Source organism: Cytobacillus citreus (assembly GCF_018343665.1).
In the GTDB taxonomy this organism is placed as follows: Bacteria; Bacillota; Bacilli; order Bacillales; family Cytobacillaceae; genus Cytobacillus; species Cytobacillus citreus.
In genome coordinates this window covers 248,366-264,764 of the sequence record NZ_JAGYPM010000002.1, presented here as the reverse complement: position 1 = coordinate 264,764, position 16,399 = coordinate 248,366, and the positions used below count along the sequence as shown (strand labels likewise).

Annotated in this window: 15 protein-coding genes; 4 read left to right on the top strand and 11 right to left on the bottom strand. The window is 39.5% G+C overall.

What is annotated here, in order from left to right; all coding sequences use genetic code 11:
* Positions 1-82 precede the first annotated feature (82 nt).
* A complete protein-coding gene (locus KHA94_RS07520) occupies positions 83-2,173 on the bottom strand; it encodes a (Fe-S)-binding protein (RefSeq protein WP_213101537.1) in 2,091 nt (696 codons plus the stop codon).
* A 217-nt stretch (positions 2,174-2,390) separates the two neighbouring features.
* On the opposite strand from KHA94_RS07520, the gene cls reads away from it, so the two are divergent.
* Positions 2,391-3,593, top strand: coding sequence for a cardiolipin synthase (cls, locus tag KHA94_RS07515; RefSeq protein ID WP_213101536.1), 1,203 nt, complete (start codon positions 2,391-2,393; stop codon positions 3,591-3,593).
* A 31-nt stretch (positions 3,594-3,624) separates the two neighbouring features.
* Here cls and KHA94_RS07510 read toward each other — a convergent pair whose 3' ends face one another.
* The 5 genes from KHA94_RS07510 to speE all read right to left on the bottom strand — a co-directional run bounded on the left by KHA94_RS07510 (position 3,625) and on the right by speE (position 8,119).
* Positions 3,625-3,780: a XapX domain-containing protein gene (locus KHA94_RS07510; protein ID WP_338030758.1), complete on the bottom strand. Its 156-nt coding sequence runs from the start codon at positions 3,778-3,780 to the stop codon at positions 3,625-3,627.
* 201 nt (positions 3,781-3,981) lie between these two features.
* Complete coding sequence (gene argS, locus KHA94_RS07505; protein WP_213101535.1) at positions 3,982-5,652, bottom strand: arginine--tRNA ligase; 1,671 nt, start codon at positions 5,650-5,652, stop codon at positions 3,982-3,984.
* The gene (locus KHA94_RS07500; RefSeq protein ID WP_420828150.1) at positions 5,649-6,086 is read right to left on the bottom strand and encodes a YwiB family protein; all 438 of its coding nucleotides are present in this window, start codon (positions 6,084-6,086) and stop codon (positions 5,649-5,651) included. The genes argS and KHA94_RS07500 overlap by 4 nt, the downstream gene beginning before the upstream one ends.
* Positions 6,087-6,282: 196 nt before the next feature.
* The gene (gene speB / locus KHA94_RS07495) at positions 6,283-7,158 is read right to left on the bottom strand and encodes an agmatinase (protein ID WP_057772763.1); all 876 of its coding nucleotides are present in this window, start codon (positions 7,156-7,158) and stop codon (positions 6,283-6,285) included.
* A 130-nt stretch (positions 7,159-7,288) separates the two neighbouring features.
* A complete protein-coding gene (speE, locus tag KHA94_RS07490) occupies positions 7,289-8,119 on the bottom strand; it encodes a spermidine synthase (RefSeq protein WP_213101534.1) in 831 nt (276 codons plus the stop codon).
* A 270-nt stretch (positions 8,120-8,389) separates the two neighbouring features.
* Here speE and KHA94_RS07485 point away from each other — a divergent pair, with 270 nt between their 5' ends.
* Positions 8,390-10,453, top strand: coding sequence for a transglycosylase domain-containing protein (locus KHA94_RS07485; RefSeq protein WP_213101533.1), 2,064 nt, complete (start codon positions 8,390-8,392; stop codon positions 10,451-10,453).
* Positions 10,454-10,765: 312 nt separating this feature from the next.
* Here KHA94_RS07485 and KHA94_RS07480 read toward each other — a convergent pair whose 3' ends face one another.
* Together KHA94_RS07480 and KHA94_RS07475 are read right to left on the bottom strand one after the other, a co-directional pair.
* The gene (locus KHA94_RS07480; RefSeq protein WP_213101532.1) at positions 10,766-11,278 is read right to left on the bottom strand and encodes a YwhD family protein; all 513 of its coding nucleotides are present in this window, start codon (positions 11,276-11,278) and stop codon (positions 10,766-10,768) included.
* A gap of 150 nt (positions 11,279-11,428) precedes the next feature.
* On the bottom strand, positions 11,429-12,085 hold the full coding sequence (locus KHA94_RS07475; protein WP_213101531.1) for a site-2 protease family protein: 657 nt from the start codon (positions 12,083-12,085) through the stop codon (positions 11,429-11,431).
* A gap of 561 nt (positions 12,086-12,646) precedes the next feature.
* Between KHA94_RS07475 and KHA94_RS07470 the strand changes: the two genes are divergently transcribed.
* Entirely contained in the window at positions 12,647-12,832 is a 186-nt protein-coding gene (locus KHA94_RS07470) for a 2-hydroxymuconate tautomerase (protein ID WP_057772753.1), read from the top strand.
* 226 nt (positions 12,833-13,058) lie between these two features.
* Here the strand turns inward: KHA94_RS07470 and KHA94_RS07465 are convergent, their stop codons facing one another.
* The 3 genes from KHA94_RS07465 to KHA94_RS07455 all read right to left on the bottom strand — a co-directional run bounded on the left by KHA94_RS07465 (position 13,059) and on the right by KHA94_RS07455 (position 15,285).
* Complete coding sequence (locus KHA94_RS07465) at positions 13,059-13,568, bottom strand: YwgA family protein (protein WP_213101530.1); 510 nt, start codon at positions 13,566-13,568, stop codon at positions 13,059-13,061.
* Between the two features lie 22 nt (positions 13,569-13,590).
* On the bottom strand, positions 13,591-14,904 hold the full coding sequence (locus KHA94_RS07460; protein ID WP_213101529.1) for an HD domain-containing protein: 1,314 nt from the start codon (positions 14,902-14,904) through the stop codon (positions 13,591-13,593).
* A 156-nt stretch (positions 14,905-15,060) separates the two neighbouring features.
* Positions 15,061-15,285, bottom strand: coding sequence for a YuzB family protein (locus KHA94_RS07455; protein WP_213101528.1), 225 nt, complete (start codon positions 15,283-15,285; stop codon positions 15,061-15,063).
* Between the two features lie 314 nt (positions 15,286-15,599).
* Between KHA94_RS07455 and KHA94_RS07450 the strand changes: the two genes are divergently transcribed.
* Positions 15,600-16,337 carry an RsfA family transcriptional regulator gene (locus tag KHA94_RS07450; protein WP_213101527.1) on the top strand — a complete coding sequence of 246 codons (738 nt, stop codon included), beginning with the start codon at positions 15,600-15,602 and terminating at the stop codon, positions 16,335-16,337.
* Positions 16,338-16,399 lie beyond the last annotated feature (62 nt).

Here is a 16,399-nt window from a genome sequence, read left to right as displayed (position 1 = left end):
GGACGTGGCATGTATGAGCGCGATAAGTGCAACTACGCCTCTGTCTTCGCCTCTCCAAGGCTCGCCAATCGGCGAGTTTTCTTTACCCGATAACTGATTTTTCAAGGATTTCCGCTACATCGTAAGTGTGAACAGCTTCTTCTACTTCCTTCGCCTTCGTTCCATCAGAAAGCATCGTTAAGCAGTATGGACAGCCTGAGCTAATGATCGATGGATTCACTGCCAATGCTTGCTCTGTACGAGATACGTTGATACGGTGGCCTGTTTCTTCCTCCATCCACATTAATCCTCCGCCTGCACCGCAGCACATTCCTGTCTCACGGTTCCTTTCCATTTCCACGAGCTTCACACCAGGAATCGATTTCAAGATCTCACGTGGTGGATCATATACTTCGTTATAGCGCCCTAAATAACAGGAATCATGGAATGTAATCGTCTCATTTACTGGGTATTGCGGTTTAAGTATTCCTTCTTCTACCAATTTCGCAAGGATCTCTGTATGATGGTAAACCTCTGCCTCTAATCCAAAATCAGGATATTCATTTTTAAAAATATTGTAGGCATGAGGGTCAATCGTAACGATTTTCTTCACTTCATTCTTCTCAAACTCTTCAATATTTTTCGTAGCAAGCTCTTGGAATAAGAATTCATTTCCAAGCCTTCTTGGCGTATCACCTGAGTTCTTTTCCTTGTTTCCGAGGATGGCAAACTTTACGCCAGCTTCATTCATCAACTTTGCAAAAGAAAGGGCAATTTTCTGGCTGCGGTTGTCAAAGGATCCCATTGAACCAACCCAGAAAAGATATTCGAATTCTTCCCCAGCTTTATTCATTTCTTTAACGGTTGGTATATGAACATCCTCGCGAGCTTCGCGCCAGTTTTCCTTCTCTTTACGATTTAATCCCCAAGGGTTGCCTTGGCGTTCGATATTTGTCATCGCGCGCTGTGCATCTGCATCAAGCTTCCCTTCTGTTAAAACAAGATAACGGCGAAGGTCAATAATTTTATCCACATGCTCGTTCATAACTGGGCACTGATCTTCACAGTTTCGGCAAGTTGTACAAGCCCAAATTTCTTCCTCCGTAATGACATCCCCAATTAAGCTCGGGCTATAAGCAAGGCCTGCTGCCGCTTCTTCTGCAGCCTTTCCAGCTGCGGATAAGGCAAGCTGATTACCCATTGTATTGGAAAATGCGAAGGTTGGCACCCATGGCTGCTTTGATGTTACGACTGCAGCATGATTCGTTAAGTGATCGCGAAGCTTGAGAATTAAATCCATTGGTGAAAGTATTTTGCCTGTTCCAGTTGCAGGACACATATTCGTACAGCGTCCGCATTCCACACAAGCATAGAAATCAATCATTTGCAGTTGGTTGAAATCTTCTATTTTACCAACACCAAAGCTCTCTTGTGTTTCATCTTCAAAATCAATTTTCTTTAGTTTACCTGGCTTCTCTAGACGGTTGAAGTAAACATTCGCTGGTCCAGCAATTAAGTGAGCATGCTTGGACTGTGGAACATAAACTAAGAAAGCTAATAAGAAAATTAAGTGGATCCACCAAGCAATATAGAAGACAACGATGGAAGCTGTTTCTCCCATCCAAGAGAAAGTAGCAGCAATGACTGAAGCAACTGGCTCAGTCCATGCCCCCTCATGACCATGCCAAATCATACTCATTCCGTTTCCAAGCAGTACAGAAAGCATTAAGCCCCCGATGAAAATAAGAACAAGTCCCGATTTAAAACCTCTTTTTAAACGGACGAGCTTTTCAACATAGCGGCGATAAAAAGCCCAAATTACAGCTATTAGAATCATTAAGGTCACAAGTTCTTGGAAAAACGTGAAACCTGGGTATAACGGGCCAAGTGGCAAATGTGCACCTGGTTTAATCCCCTTTATGATAAAATCAATTGCACCGAACTGGACAAGTATAAATCCATAGAAAAACATAACATGGATAATCCCGCTCTTCTTGTCCTTCAAAAGTTTCTTTTGGCCAAACACGTTGACCCAAATCTTCCCGAGACGTTCTTTCACATTGTTATCAAACTCTACCTTTTTTCCGAGTTTGATATATTGAATTCTCGTCTTAATGACATACACAAATAAACTGATTGCGTAAACGGTTACAAGAAGAAATCCGATTAAATTCACCCATAATAAGCCTGTCACTATAATTACCTCTCCTTTCGTGAAAATTCAAAATGGACTGTATTACTTACTAGTCTAAAATTTTTAATACAACCAAATTTTCAGAATTTATCTCTTGTATCTATTATATTATGAATGAGCATTCAGTCAACCAATTTTTTATTTTTAACTAGAAAATATTATAGAATTGCCTATGCAGGAGATAATAACTGGAAACAACTTCGGGGAGCAGATAGCAATGAAAGTATTATTTATTCTTTTGATCATTCTTCTTTTCATCGTACTTTGGCTATCGCTTGATTTTTACCTTGGAAGAAAAAATCATATAAAAAATTTTACACGGCAAGATCCTCCTTTCCGACATAGCCATATTGATTTATACACAGATGGACCGGAATTATTCGCCGATTTCTTTTCTGAGTTAAAGAAGGCGAGGCATCATATTCATATTTTATTTTATATTGTAAAAGACGATCAATTTAGTACAGATTTTTTGAATATATTGAAGGATAAAGCAAAAGAAGGAGTGGAGGTTCGCCTTCTTCTTGACCGGATTGGAAGCCATGTAATTAAGGAAAATACCATTCAGTCATTGGAGAGTCACGGAGTCAAGTTTGCCTTTTCCCATCCATTACGGTTTCCTTTTCTTTTTTATTCCTCACAGGCAAGGAACCATCGGAAAATAACCGTCATTGATGGGAAGATTGGATATATCGGCGGCTTTAACATTGGCAAAGAATATATTAATTTAGATCCAAAGCTAAGTCCTTGGCGAGACTATCACTTAAAAATGATTGGTGAAGGTGTAGCAGATTTGCAAAAGGAATTTTTAACGGACTGGTACAATGAGAAGAAAGTACATTTATTAGAAATCCCCATTTATTTTCCTTCTCTGCCAAAAGGTGGCTGTCAGCATCAAATTATTCCCTCTAGAGGAATCTATTTAGAGGAAACCTTCTCATCCATGATTCGAAATGCAAGGACAAGCATCATCATTGGCTCACCCTATTTTATTCTGAGCAAAAGATTAATGAATGATTTATTAGCTGCACTGGGCAAAGGAGTCACCCTTACCATTCTTGTTCCGAAGACAGCTGATCATCCTTTTGTCAAGGAAGCCTCCTATCCTTTTCTAAGAAAATTGATAAGTCAGGGTGCGATTGTGTATCAATTTCTTAATGGTTTTTATCACGCAAAAACCTATATCATTGATGACAAAATTTGCGATATCGGCACAGCGAATTTTGATCATCGGAGTCTATTTCTAAACTATGAAATTAACTGTTACATATATGATCATGCTTTTATTCAAAAAGTGCTAAAGGTGATTGAAACAGATATTCATCATTCCAAACAATTGACGCTTAAGGAATTAAATCAGTTTGACCCGTGGCGGACATGTAAAGAAATCGTTGCCCGTTTGATAAGAATGTTTCTTTAAGTATGAAAAAGCGGCTGACTGCCGCTTTTTTTCATTTCATCATATTTTGGAGAACTGGCGTAATCAACTCAAACAATTTAAAAACTAGATAAATACCAATAATTCCAATAACACCAGCAAGCGCTGGAGGTGCAGGGATTGGCAACTTCAGCAAAGCAAAAAGAAAACCGACCAAAAAACCAGTGATTAGTGATTAGATCACAATTTTCATATTGTCCTCCTAATTTATGCCGGTTTTCTTATATTCCCCAATTTCCTTGATCATAATAAACATTCTTAATCTCTCGCTCTCAACCGGTATGTAAAAATCGGCCGACAATTTATTACTCAAACAGAAAAAGCTGGCTCAAAATAAGGAGTTTTCTCCTTGTGAGCCAGCTTTTTGATATTACATTTTTTCCGGAGCAGAAACGCCAATTAATGCGAGTGCATTTTTCAAAGTTGTTTGGACGGCTTTAATTAAGGCAAGCCTTGCTTTCGTACGTTCAGGATGATCGGCATCTAATACTTTTTCAGCATTATAGAAGCTATGGAAAGTGGAAGCCAATTCGAAAATGTAATTCGTAATTCGATGCGGCAGACGTTTTTGTGCGGCTTCTCCTACTGCTTGTGGGAATTCACCTAGCTTCTTCAAAACGTCCATTTCCTTTTCCGCTGCAATTAAAGAGAAATCTGCGTTGCTGCCTGCAGTCAAGCCCTGTTCTTCACCTTGACGTAGAATGCTTGAAATACGTGCATGAGCATATTGTGCGTAATAGACAGGGTTTTCATTGGACTCTGAAACGGCTAAATCTAAGTCAAAGTCCATATGGGTATCTGCACTTCTCATCGCAAAGAAATAACGGGTTGCATCTAGCCCTACTTCTTCTACAAGGTCACGCATTGTTACTGCTTTTCCTGTCCGTTTGCTCATTTTCATTTTTTCGCCGTTTTTGTATAAATGAACAAGCTGAATGATCTCGACTTCAAGTGCATCTCGGTCATAGCCTAATGCCTGAATGGCTGCCTTCATACGCGGGATATAGCCGTGATGGTCTGCACCCCAAATATTAATGAGCTTTTCAAAGCCACGCTCAAGCTTATCCTTATGATAAGCAATATCTGGTGTTAAGTACGTGTAGGAGCCGTCATTTTTGATGAGTACACGGTCCTTATCATCGCCAAATGCAGTGGAGCGGAACCATGTTGCACCTTCCTCTTCGTAGATATGGCCGTTGTCTTTAAGAGCTTTTAATGCGGTATCGATTTTTCCATTATTGTATAAGGATGTTTCAGAGTACCAAACGTCAAATGGTACACGGAACTCCTCAAGATCCGTCTTTAACTTCGCCATTTCGTATTTTAATCCATATTCACGGAAAAAGTCGAACCGCTCTTTTTCATCGAAGCCCGCATATTTATCGCCGAATTCCTCTGCAAGCTTTTTCCCAATTCCAATAATATCTTCTCCATGGTAGCCATCGGCAGGCATTTCTTTTTCTATGCCTAAGCTTTGAAAATAGCGAGCTTCAACAGATAATGCGAGATTATTAATTTGGTTCCCTGCATCATTAATATAGTACTCACGGGAAACATCATATCCTGCTTTCGCGAGAATGTTACATAGGGAATCCCCTACTGCAGCACCACGTGCATGTCCAAGGTGAAGGTCACCAGTCGGGTTGGCGGATACAAATTCAACTTGAATTTTTTGATTCGCACCAGCATTTGTTTCCCCGTATTGATCCCCTGCCTCAAGAATGGTTGGAATCAAGTTTGTCAAATAGCTATTATCCATATAAAAATTGATAAAGCCTGGGCCTGCAATCTCAATCTTTTCGATGGAAGCCTTTGAGTTGTCAAAATGAGCGATTAGCTCTTCTGCAATCATTTTTGGCGCCTTTTTAGCAACACGTGCAAGCTGCATTGCCATATTGGTAGAATAATCACCATGCGCCTTTTCTTTAGGTGTTTCTAAAATAACATTTGGAATTTGTTCTTCTGAGGCTAAATTTGCCTTCATAACAGCAGCTTTGATTTCCTGCTTTAGCTTTTCTTGCATTTGCTCTACACTGTTCATTGTTCTTCCTCCTCTTCAAATGTGATGAATAAATGATATGTCCCTGTGGAAGCCCCCTGCATTTTTAATTCATATAAAAGGTCGATTGAACCTGAGCCTGTCTCTTCATCAAACTGATGGTCAAGCCTTTTTGTCATTGTCCCGATCTCAAACACGCCATACGGAGTATGATAGTTCCCTTGAAGCTTTTTATTCATTTTAAAAGGAAGCCTCATTTTGACTGCTCCACTTCGTAATATAAGACCTTCCTGATCAGATACTTTAATAATCGTTTTTGCCATTCCCTCTTCCATTGCCTCATCATATTGAAGAAAGCGGGCATTTTCTTTTATGTAGTATCGACCAAACGCTGTTAATTCAAAAGTATCTTTGCTACTTCCATCGCGAATGTCCGTTTTCACTTTTATTTTTACAGGCATTTGTTCCCTAGGCAACGGCAACACTTCCCTTTCATTTCATTATAGTTGAATTGAGCAACAGGTTCTACATTTCAAGGACAATGACTTGAAAAAAAACGGAGACAGCTTGTCTCCGTTTCTGGTTTAACTTAATTAAAGTAACTTGGCCTCATAGAGCTTGAATGAAGACAATAAACTGGAAAAATCAACAAATTTAGCCCTAGTACTTCCTCTATTTTACCCACCCAAGAATCATTTCGCGAATCAGCTTGCTTGCTGTGTTCGCTGTTTGTTCAGATGGATCATAGATTGGTGCTACTTCCACGAGGTCGCAGCCGACGACCTTTACATTGGAACGGGCGATTTCATGGATAGAAGCTAAGAGCTCCTTCGATGTAATGCCTCCTGCATCAACCGTTCCTGTTCCAGGTGCATGTGCTGGGTCAAGGACATCGATGTCGATTGTAACATACACTGGGCGTCCTGCAAGTGTCGGAAGGATTTCCTTCAATGGCTCTAGGACATCAAATTTAGAAATATGCATACCGACTTCTTTAGCCCATTGGAATTCTTCCTTCATACCAGAGCGAATTCCAAATGAGTAAATGTTTTGCGGTCCCATTAAATCACACGCTTTTCGAATTGGAGTTGAATGAGATAGTGGCTCCCCTTCGTAATTCTCACGTAAATCAGTGTGAGCATCCATGTGGATGATAGCTAGGTCCGGGTATTTCTTATACATTGCCTTGATAACCGGCCAAGAGACGAGATGCTCTCCACCCATTCCGATAGGAAATTTATTTTCAGCTAAAAGCTTATCAATGAATTCTTCAATTAAATCAAGACTTTTTTGCGCATTCCCGAATGGAAGAGGGATATCACCGGCATCATAATATTTCACTTCTTCTAATTCTCGGTCTAAATAAGCACTATACTCTTCAAGTCCAATGGAAACCTCACGAATGCGCGCTGGACCAAAACGGGAGCCTGGACGATAGCTTACTGTCCAATCCATAGGCATTCCGTAAATGACCGCTTCGCTTTCTTCATAATTTGGATGGCTTTTTATAAAAACATTACCAGAGTATGCTTCATCAAAACGTACCATTTGCTATCCCTCGTTCATAAGTAATTAACCTAAAACAGTTTATCAACCAATTTTATTGGTTTATCAGCCAATTCACCTGTTTTATCAGCCGAATTTTCGATTTATCAGCCAATCAGCATTTTCTGCCGAACTACTTCACTAAATCCTGTACGAATTTCGGCAATACAAAAGCAGCATTGTGAAGTTCTTTTGTATAGTATTTTGTTTCGATTTCATGGAATCGGTCTTCACTTACTTCTAATGGATCATATTTTTTAGAACCAATTGTGAAGGCCCACAAGCCGCTTGGGTAGGTTGGAATATTCGCTACATAGAGGTGTGTGATCGGGAAAATTTCCTTTACATCCTTTTGAACACTGCGAATTAAGTCTGCCTTAAACCAAGGATTATCAGATTGTGCGACAAAAATCCCGTCTTCCTTTAAAGCTTTAGAAATTCCAGCATAAAAACCTTTTGTAAATAGATTAACAGCAGGCCCTACAGGCTCTGTTGAGTCCACCATAATGACATCGTATTCATTTTCACTTTCGGCAATGTGCATGAATCCATCTCCCACTTGTACATCAACGCGAGGGTCTTCAAGCATGCCCGCAATTTCTGGAAGGTATTTTTTAGAATACTCGATGACTTTTCCATCAATATCGACAAGCGTTGCTTTTTTCACGCTTGGATGTTTTAAAACTTCACGGATTACTCCACCGTCTCCTCCACCGACAACAAGCACCTTTTCAGGATTAGGATGAGTAAATAACGGCACATGAGCCACCATTTCATGATATACAAACTCATCCTTAACAGAGGTCATGACCATCCCATCTAGTAAAAGCATATTTCCCCATTCTTCTGTTTCTACCATTTCAAGCATTTGAAAATCAGTTTGTTCTGTATGTAAAGTGCGCTTCACCTTCATTGTAATTCCAAAATTATCAGTTTGTTTCTCTGTAAACCAAAGTCCACCCATTTTTGGATCATTCCTTTCGGTTAGAATCTATATTTTTTAAGAATAAGTATTACTTTTTTCGAGTTAGAGAGAACTATTCAAGTTTAAGTACTATCGCTTTTCTTATACTTCCCAAACTCTATAAATACAAACATGAGAAAAAGTATAGATGAATCTAGCAAAAATGCAAGAAAAAAATGCTTTTACTAGAGAAAAATGTTTAAAACGGCTTCATTTCTTCAATACTATGGAAAGATGTAATTTTCCCCAGATTAGGTGGTGGTTTTCACGATGGAGATTATGACGAATCAACGCTTCAGAAAAGCAGGTAAGTATCTACGGGCATTTGTTATTTTCAGCCTTATTGGGGTCGCAACAGCGATCATTTTGGCTTCTGGTATTTTGCTTTATGCAAAGCTGCTAGGGCCACCAACACTTGCTGTCCCGCAGTCGACTTTATTTTACTCAGATGATGGAACAGTTATTGGAGAAAGTCATAATGGCCAAAAGCGTTATTGGGTAGAGCTAGATGAAATTAGCCCCTACCTTGTGGATGCCACGATTTCAATTGAGGATCGAAAGTTTTATTCCCATAATGGATTTGATTTTAAGCGAATTGCAGGTGCCCTTATCGCAGATATTAAAGCAATGGCTAAGGTTCAAGGAGCAAGCACAATTAGCCAGCAGTATGCTCGAAACTTATTTCTTGCTCACGAAAAAACATGGGAGCGCAAATTAAAGGAAGCCTTCTACACCATTCGACTTGAAATGAATTATTCGAAGAAGGAGATTTTAGAGGGCTATTTAAATACGATTTATTATGGACATGGCGCTTACGGAGCTGAAGCGGCAAGCCAGTTTTACTTTGGCAAGCCAGCCAATGAGCTTACCCTTGGAGAAGCATCTATTCTTGCCGGCGTACCAAAAGGGGCGGGTATTTATTCACCGCTTGTATCAATGGAAAACGCTAAGAAAAGACAAAAAATTATTTTACAGACAATGGTCACAAGCCATTATATTGACAAGAATTCTGCTAATGCTGCTATAACTGAACCACTCACTATTGTCGGCAAACATCTCCATACAAAAACGAGTACTGCGCCATACTTCCAGGATGCTGTTCGCCATGCCTTAAAAACGGAGCTGGAGCTTGACGATCGGACGATTGAATTAGGCGGTTTAAAGGTGTATACAACCATTGATTTGAAGCAGCAAGCAATTGCTGAACAGACTATTGAAAGATTAATCTCAAAAGACTCCGAAATTCAGGCTAGCCTTGTATCGATGAATCCGAAAAACGGACATGTAAAGGCTATGGTTGGAGGCAGAAATTACGAAGAAAGCTCTTTTAATCGAGCTGTGCAGGCAATTCGCCAGCCTGGTTCTACATTGAAGCCACTGCTCTATTACGCTGCTTTAGAGAATGGGTTTACCCCTTCTACGGTGATGCGCAGCGAGCCAACAACTTTTCGATTTGATGATGATCGAGCAGAATATTCACCAAAGAATTTCAATAGCCAATATGCCAATGAAGAGATTACAATGGCACAGGCCCTTGCCCTTTCTGATAATATTTACGCTGTGAAAACCCATTTATTTTTGGGCGTTGATACGCTTGTCAATACAGCTAAAAAATTTGGACTTTCTACAAAAATGAACAAAGTTCCTTCTTTGGCGCTTGGAACCTCAGGCGTTCGTGTGATTGAAATGGCTAATGCCTATAGCATAATTGCTAACGGAGGAAAAAAGGTCTCACCCGTTTTAATCAAACGTGTGGAGAATTATAAAGGGGATATTATTTACGAGAATAAAGAAGAGGCATTCCCCATTTTAAAGCCTGAATTGGCGTTTGTCATGACACAGATGATGACGGGAATATTTGATCCGAAGCTTAACGGTTATACAAGTGTCACTGGAAGGACTATCATCAATGACATGACTAGAACATATGCCGGAAAATCGGGGTCTACAGATACGGATAGCTGGATGATCGGTTATTCTCCACAACTTGTCTCAGCCGTATGGACTGGCTATGATAAAGGGCAGAGCATCCATTTGACCGCCGACAAATCATACGCAAAAAATATTTGGATCCGTTTTATGGAGGATGCACATAAAGGCATGCCAATAAAAGGCTTCAAGCCTCCAAAAGGGACGGTTGGCGTCTATGTAAATCCAGAAAACGGAAAGTTAGCCACAGATAACTGCCCGATTAAGAGGCTAACCTACTTTGTTGAGGGAACAGAACCGACTGAATATTGTACCGATCATTTGTTATATCAGAAAGAGGCTCCTGCTAAAAAAACAAAGCCGGCCAAAAAGCCCTGGTACAAAAAATTATTTGACTGGACATAGAAAAGCGGAAGCGCCTTTGCAAAGGAACGTCCACTAAAGACCGCCACGTCCTGTGGCGAACATCGACGTCAGCACATCCTGTGCAAGTCCGACAAGCACAAGACGAGGGGGTAGGCGCTGGAGCTGGACATAGAAAAGCGGAAAAAACAATGTGAAAAACCTCGGGGATTACCCCGAGGTTTTTCGTGTCCTAGTTCTATACAGTGTCTTCACACTGATAAATAGTTTACTTTTTTTATCTGATTTGGGCAAGTAGTTAGAAATTTAAGTCAGCAAACTGTCACAATTTCGTCATAAATGACAGTTTTTTTCTTAATTCACTTGTAAATCATCCTTAAGTTGTTGTATAGAGCGTTCCCACATCCCTAAATCATGGTTTTTCAAAAACTCAGTGAGAATCCCCTTCGATTTATCATCCATATGGGCAACAATAATTTGTCTTTTGATGGATTTATCCATCCGATTCACATGCTCTGGCAATGATTTAAAGCCTCGGCGAATGGCTCTGTCGACTGTCATTTCACAAGCTGTTACGCCTGCATAGTATGGGCCATCTTCCTTCCGGTCAATTGTCACCCAAATAAGCCAGTAAGGCTTTCCATTCGGCACCTCATCTTTATTAGAAAGAAACTTAATGCCCTTCTCTACCGGGCTGCGAGCGTGCAAAGCGCCCACTTCAATCGCAGCCTCTCCTGCTTCTACATCAATAATAACAGGTGATACATTGTCCAAGCTTAGTGCTCCAGTGCCAAACCCCTTATGTCCAGCAGTTGGATCACTTTTAATAATATTGAATCCTATATTTTTCTTCTTTTTCTCTTCCAAAATTAAGTCCTCCTTCAAAGAAGTTTTATTTCAACAAAAATCTGGTTTATATACATGCCTGCGGGGCACGCGTTCAGAACATGATCCGATTAGCGAATCAAAATTCTGCCCGCATGCCCCCCAAAGGCAATTTCACACTATCCAAACATTTCACAAAAATATACCACTAAAGAATTGGTTCAAACCATCTGCTAGTACAGGCAGAACAACTCTAAATATCGGCTGAATTGTATATTGATCAAGCGGCGTAATCACAAGTATTAAAAATATTACAGACCCATATGCTTCTAATTGAGTAAGCTTTGGCCTCATTGTGGCTGGCACCAAATCTTCAACAATCCTAAACCCGTCGAGTGGTGGGAATGGGAGTAGATTAAAGACAAATAATACTAGATTGAGATGAATAAATACATCTAAAAAATCTGGTACAAACGATGGGACCGATGCAGCAAATCCCAATCCTAGCAGCGTATACCAAATAATAAACCCTAGAATCGCCATAATAAAATTACTTATTGGTCCCGCAATGGAGACAGATATTCCGGCTAATCTTGGATTTTTAAAGAAGAATCGATTGACCGGGACAGGACGAGCCCACCCAAAGCCGGCGATAAAAATAAGAATGGTTCCAATTGGATCCAAATGCTGGATTGGATTTAAAGTTAATCTGCCTTGATTTTTTGCAGTTGGGTCTCCAAATTTATATGCGACATAGGCATGAGCAAATTCATGAACAGAAAAGGCTATCATTAACGTAATGGCGACATATGGAATTTCCCTCAATGAAAAGGCCAAAAATTGCTCCAACTTTCATAACCCCTTTTTAAAAGGAAATTCCTTAAAGCTAAGGAGAATTCCCCTATTTTATAAAAATATCCTAAATCAATTATGCTCTTAAATTATATCGAGTAGATTCATTACAGGCAAACCTAAGTATTCACGATATGACCAGCAAAGTGAGAAAGAACCATTATCCAAACACTTGCACATTTTTCAGAAATATGAAAAACTGATTTCATGTAAGAAAAGCGGAAGCGCCTTTGCAAAGGAACGTCGACTAAAGACCGCCATGTCCTGTGGCGAACATCGACGTCAGCACATCCTGTGCAAGTCCGACAAGCACAAGACGAGCCTCTCGGAAAGGTGTCCTATACCTTTGGCTTGTGACCTCGAGGTCGACAAAAACGCGACGTCCTCCCAAAATCTTCTCTTTTGGTCGTGCGAGGTATCGCTGACGAAGCTTTCCTTGTCCTGTCGCATTGTCGACACTAATACGTCCTGTACGTCGGGGGTAGGCGCTGGAGCTAGACATTTCTCTAACTCAAGAAAAGTTATACATTTTTATTCTTATACAAAGGAGAACCGACTATGCCATATGTAACTGTAAAAATGCTTGAAGGCCGTTCAGAGGAACAAAAAAAATCACTCGTAGAAAAGGTAACAGACGCTGTTAGTGAAACAACAGGAGCACCGAAGGAAAATGTCGTTGTATTTATTGAAGAAATGTCTAAAAATCATTATGCAGTCGCAGGAAAACGATTGAGTGACCAATAGAGAAAAATTTAAAAAGTGTTTTCCAAAGGTTAGAATGAAAGAAATCGGCTAATTGGCCGATTTCTTTTTTGCTAATAGGCATGTTTAAGTTTATTAACGTACTAAAGTAAAGTGTGTATTCAATTAAATAACTGCTAATATGATCGCGTAAGAAAGTATAAGTTTTCATGAGTTTGAGAAATGTCCAGCTCCAGACGCCATCGGCTCGAAGTCATAAGCCGATTCATTAATGCCCAGCTTTTCCCTTTAAGCTTTTAATATATTGATAAGCAGTCCCTACTTCTTCTTCTGTATAGCGCTGCTTGCTTTTTAACGTAAAAACCTTTTCCTGCACGTCTTCTTTCGGAAGGTTATCAAAATATAATATTGTCGACACGAGTTCGAGAAATCTTGCATTTTGGCTGTTCATATCAGACATGCAATCTTGAAGTTTAGGCATGGAAACTTGTTCATTTAGGCTTAAGAACTCCTTGCCGCTTTCTGTTAGGGTATATCGATATTGATAGTATCCGCCCTTTTTTTCTTTTACTTCATTTAAAAATCCCATATTGCATAGTTCTTCAACTCTTAATGTCAATTCCTCTGAATAAGGGCCATAAAAGTGAAATTGAAATCTCTCTTGAAATGGGAATTCCAGTTTTTTCGCGATATAAACCATTTTCTGCAGCTTTTTCCGTCCGATAATTTCCTCTGATGCTGCAATGGCATGAATGATTTTAGCATGATCTTTTAACAAGCTTCGTCAACTCCTACTTCGATTAATACCGTGACTCGTCTATCTCTAATAGTTTACGAATTTCTTCCTTTATTTCTTTTGCAGTTGAATTGTCTTTGAGGACATCAGCAGGATAATACAATTTATGGTCTGTCCTTCTTTTTCCAGAAATCGCGTCTACGATCTCGGATTCTCTAGATAATTCACGAATTTCTCCGTTTTTCATTAACAAATGAATAGGCAGACGTTCTTCCTCTTCTCCTGGACGATAAAAATCATAAGGTAGATCTGAAGATGAATCGACAACAAGATAATATTCCGGATCTATGCCTGCTTTTTGGAACAAAATCGATAGCTGTGCAAGCTTCTTGTATTCTTTTGCAGGATCAAATTCAGCATATTTAAATAAATTTCGATTCATAAAGCGGCGACAAAGGTCTCTAAGAATTAGATCCTCCTCCTCCTGCCACATTTGGAAGTAGTAAAGAACGATCGCCTCATCCAGCTTGATATAGTCTTCTAGTGTGATGGCTCCATTGAACATGGAATGAAAATGATGCGGATCTGATTTAAAGCAATAATCTTGTTTATGTAAATCCTTAGCCCGGTGCAAAATTTTCGTCAAAATTACTTCCGCACTTCGCGTAACAGGGTGGAAATAAACCTGCCAGTACATTTGGTAGCGACTCATGATATAGTCCTCAACTGCGTGCATGCCGCTTTTTCTAAAGACAACCTGATCTTCTCCAGGCTGCATGACGCGCAATATTCGCTCCATATCAAAATGGCCGTAGCTAACACCTGTAAAATAGGCATCTCGTTGCAAATAATCCATCCGATCTGCATCAATTTGGCTTGAGATAAGACTAACTACTAATTTGTTTTTTGAAGTTTTCGCAATGACTTCAGCTACTTTTATAGGAAAATCGTTACTAACTGTCAGAAGAACTTTATTAACTTCTGTTTCTCCGAGAATAATAGCTCTTGTAAAATACTCATGGTCTAAATCAAATACTTTTTCAAAGGAATGGGAGAATGGGCCATGTCCTAAATCGTGGAGTAATGCGGCACATAAAGAGAGGAGTCGGTCATCTTCATTCCATTCAGGTCTTTCATGAAAAACATCATCGGCAATCCGTCGTGTAATCTCGTAAACACCAAGAGAATGATTAAATCGGCTATGCTCGGCACCATGGAAGGTTAAGTAGGTTGTTCCAAGCTGTTTAATTCTTCTGAGACGCTGGAATTCCTTCGTCCCAATTAAATCCCAGATTATTCTATCCCTCACGTGAATATACCGATGCACAGGATCTTTAAAAACCTTTTCTTCACGTAATTTCTCCACCGGATATGCCATCTTTTACCTCCGATTTTCTAATATGTCTATATTATATCCTTAAATTCCTAGCAATTCATTATCGAATTTCTGTCATTTTACCAACATTCGACAGAGCCTTGATGGGTAAGGCTTTGAAATAAAAAATCACCTTCAGATTATATTCAAAAGGTGATTTTACTTTTTGAGTTTTTTGTTAATTTTTCCCATTAATTCCTCTTCTGTTAAACCAGCAAGCGGACGATTATTCACAAACGCAAATGTTTTCTTCCGTCCAGGTCCACAATAAGACTGGCAGCCTATTTCTAGCTTCGCCTCCGGATCAATTTCCTTTAAACGAGGGATTAATGTTTTTAGATTAACACCTTGACAATCGTCGCAAACACGAAATTCGTTTGCCATATATATTACAACCTTTCTACGGTCTAACTTTTTATTGATTAAAATTGGGCCGATTTTCTTCTTGCTTACTTATCTAGCTCCTTGCTGTATTTTACAGCTTCTTTCCTAGTAATGCAAGCCGCCTGAACCGAGTTCTAGACAATGGAGCAGCGGCATCTTATGAATCTTCAGCCGTTTACAATATCTATCTAGTGAAAAAATGGAAAAAGGAAAAATCTACTATCCTTTTAATCCAAAATTGTATATTTTTCTTCTTAACTGTCCATGCTTAGACTAAGGAATTAAAAAATGTAAATGAATTTGGAGTTGAGAATATGAAAGTTCGTCAAGATGCATGGACTGAAGAAAATGATTTATTACTAGCTGAAACTGTTTTAAGACATGTGAGAGAAGGCAGTACACAATTAAATGCTTTTGAGGAAGTAGGAGATCGATTAGACCGAACCTCTGCAGCCTGCGGTTTTCGCTGGAATGCTGTTGTCAGGCACCAATATGAAAAAGCATTGCAGCTTGCTAAAAAGCAGAGAAAGCAAAGGCATCGATTACTTGGAAAGGAACAAAGCGGTAAGAAAAAGCTTCTTTATTCACCACCAGTACCATCTATATCAGAGGTTGAATCAGTGACTGTAACTGCAACTCCCCTAATAGCTCCTCCTATGGAAGAGCAAGGAGAAATAGTGGAAACCATTGAAACGATAGCCGTCCCGATTAATTCTGAAGAAACAAGCTATCAAGTTAGTTCAGAATTAAATCTTGATCGCGTCATTTCATACTTACAAACTTTAAAACACTCGAGTATTCAATTGGAAATTTTAAAAAATGAGAATGAAAGATTAAAACGTGAAAATGCGCAGATTAAGAGCCGCAATAATGAATTAGAAGGTAAAATTAATCAGCTGGAGGAAAATACAGAAACGATTCAAGAAGATTACGAGACCCTAATGAAAATCATGAATCGGGCTCGCAAGCTTGTCCTTTTTGAAGAAGAAGAAAGGCCCGCAACAAAATTTAAAATGGACCGAAACGGAAATTTGGAAAAATTAGCTGAGTAACAGAAAAACGGAAGCGTCTTGTCGGGTGTAGGCGCTGGTCGACTAAGAACGCCACGTCCTGT

Coding starts and splice junctions, on each gene's coding strand:
- cls (WP_213101536.1), top strand. CDS start 2,391: ATGAAAGTATTATTTATTCTTTTGATCATTCTTCTTTTCATCGTACTT.
- argS (WP_213101535.1), bottom strand. CDS start 5,652: ATGAACAGTGTAGAGCAAATGCAAGAAAAGCTAAAGCAGGAAATCAAA.
- speB (WP_057772763.1), bottom strand. CDS start 7,158: ATGGTACGTTTTGATGAAGCATACTCTGGTAATGTTTTTATAAAAAGC.
- speE (WP_213101534.1), bottom strand. CDS start 8,119: ATGGGTGGACTTTGGTTTACAGAGAAACAAACTGATAATTTTGGAATT.
- KHA94_RS07485 (WP_213101533.1), top strand. CDS start 8,390: ATGGAGATTATGACGAATCAACGCTTCAGAAAAGCAGGTAAGTATCTA.
- KHA94_RS07470 (WP_057772753.1), top strand. CDS start 12,647: ATGCCATATGTAACTGTAAAAATGCTTGAAGGCCGTTCAGAGGAACAA.
- KHA94_RS07460 (WP_213101529.1), bottom strand. CDS start 14,904: ATGGCATATCCGGTGGAGAAATTACGTGAAGAAAAGGTTTTTAAAGAT.
- KHA94_RS07455 (WP_213101528.1), bottom strand. CDS start 15,285: ATGGCAAACGAATTTCGTGTTTGCGACGATTGTCAAGGTGTTAATCTA.
- KHA94_RS07450 (WP_213101527.1), top strand. CDS start 15,600: ATGAAAGTTCGTCAAGATGCATGGACTGAAGAAAATGATTTATTACTA.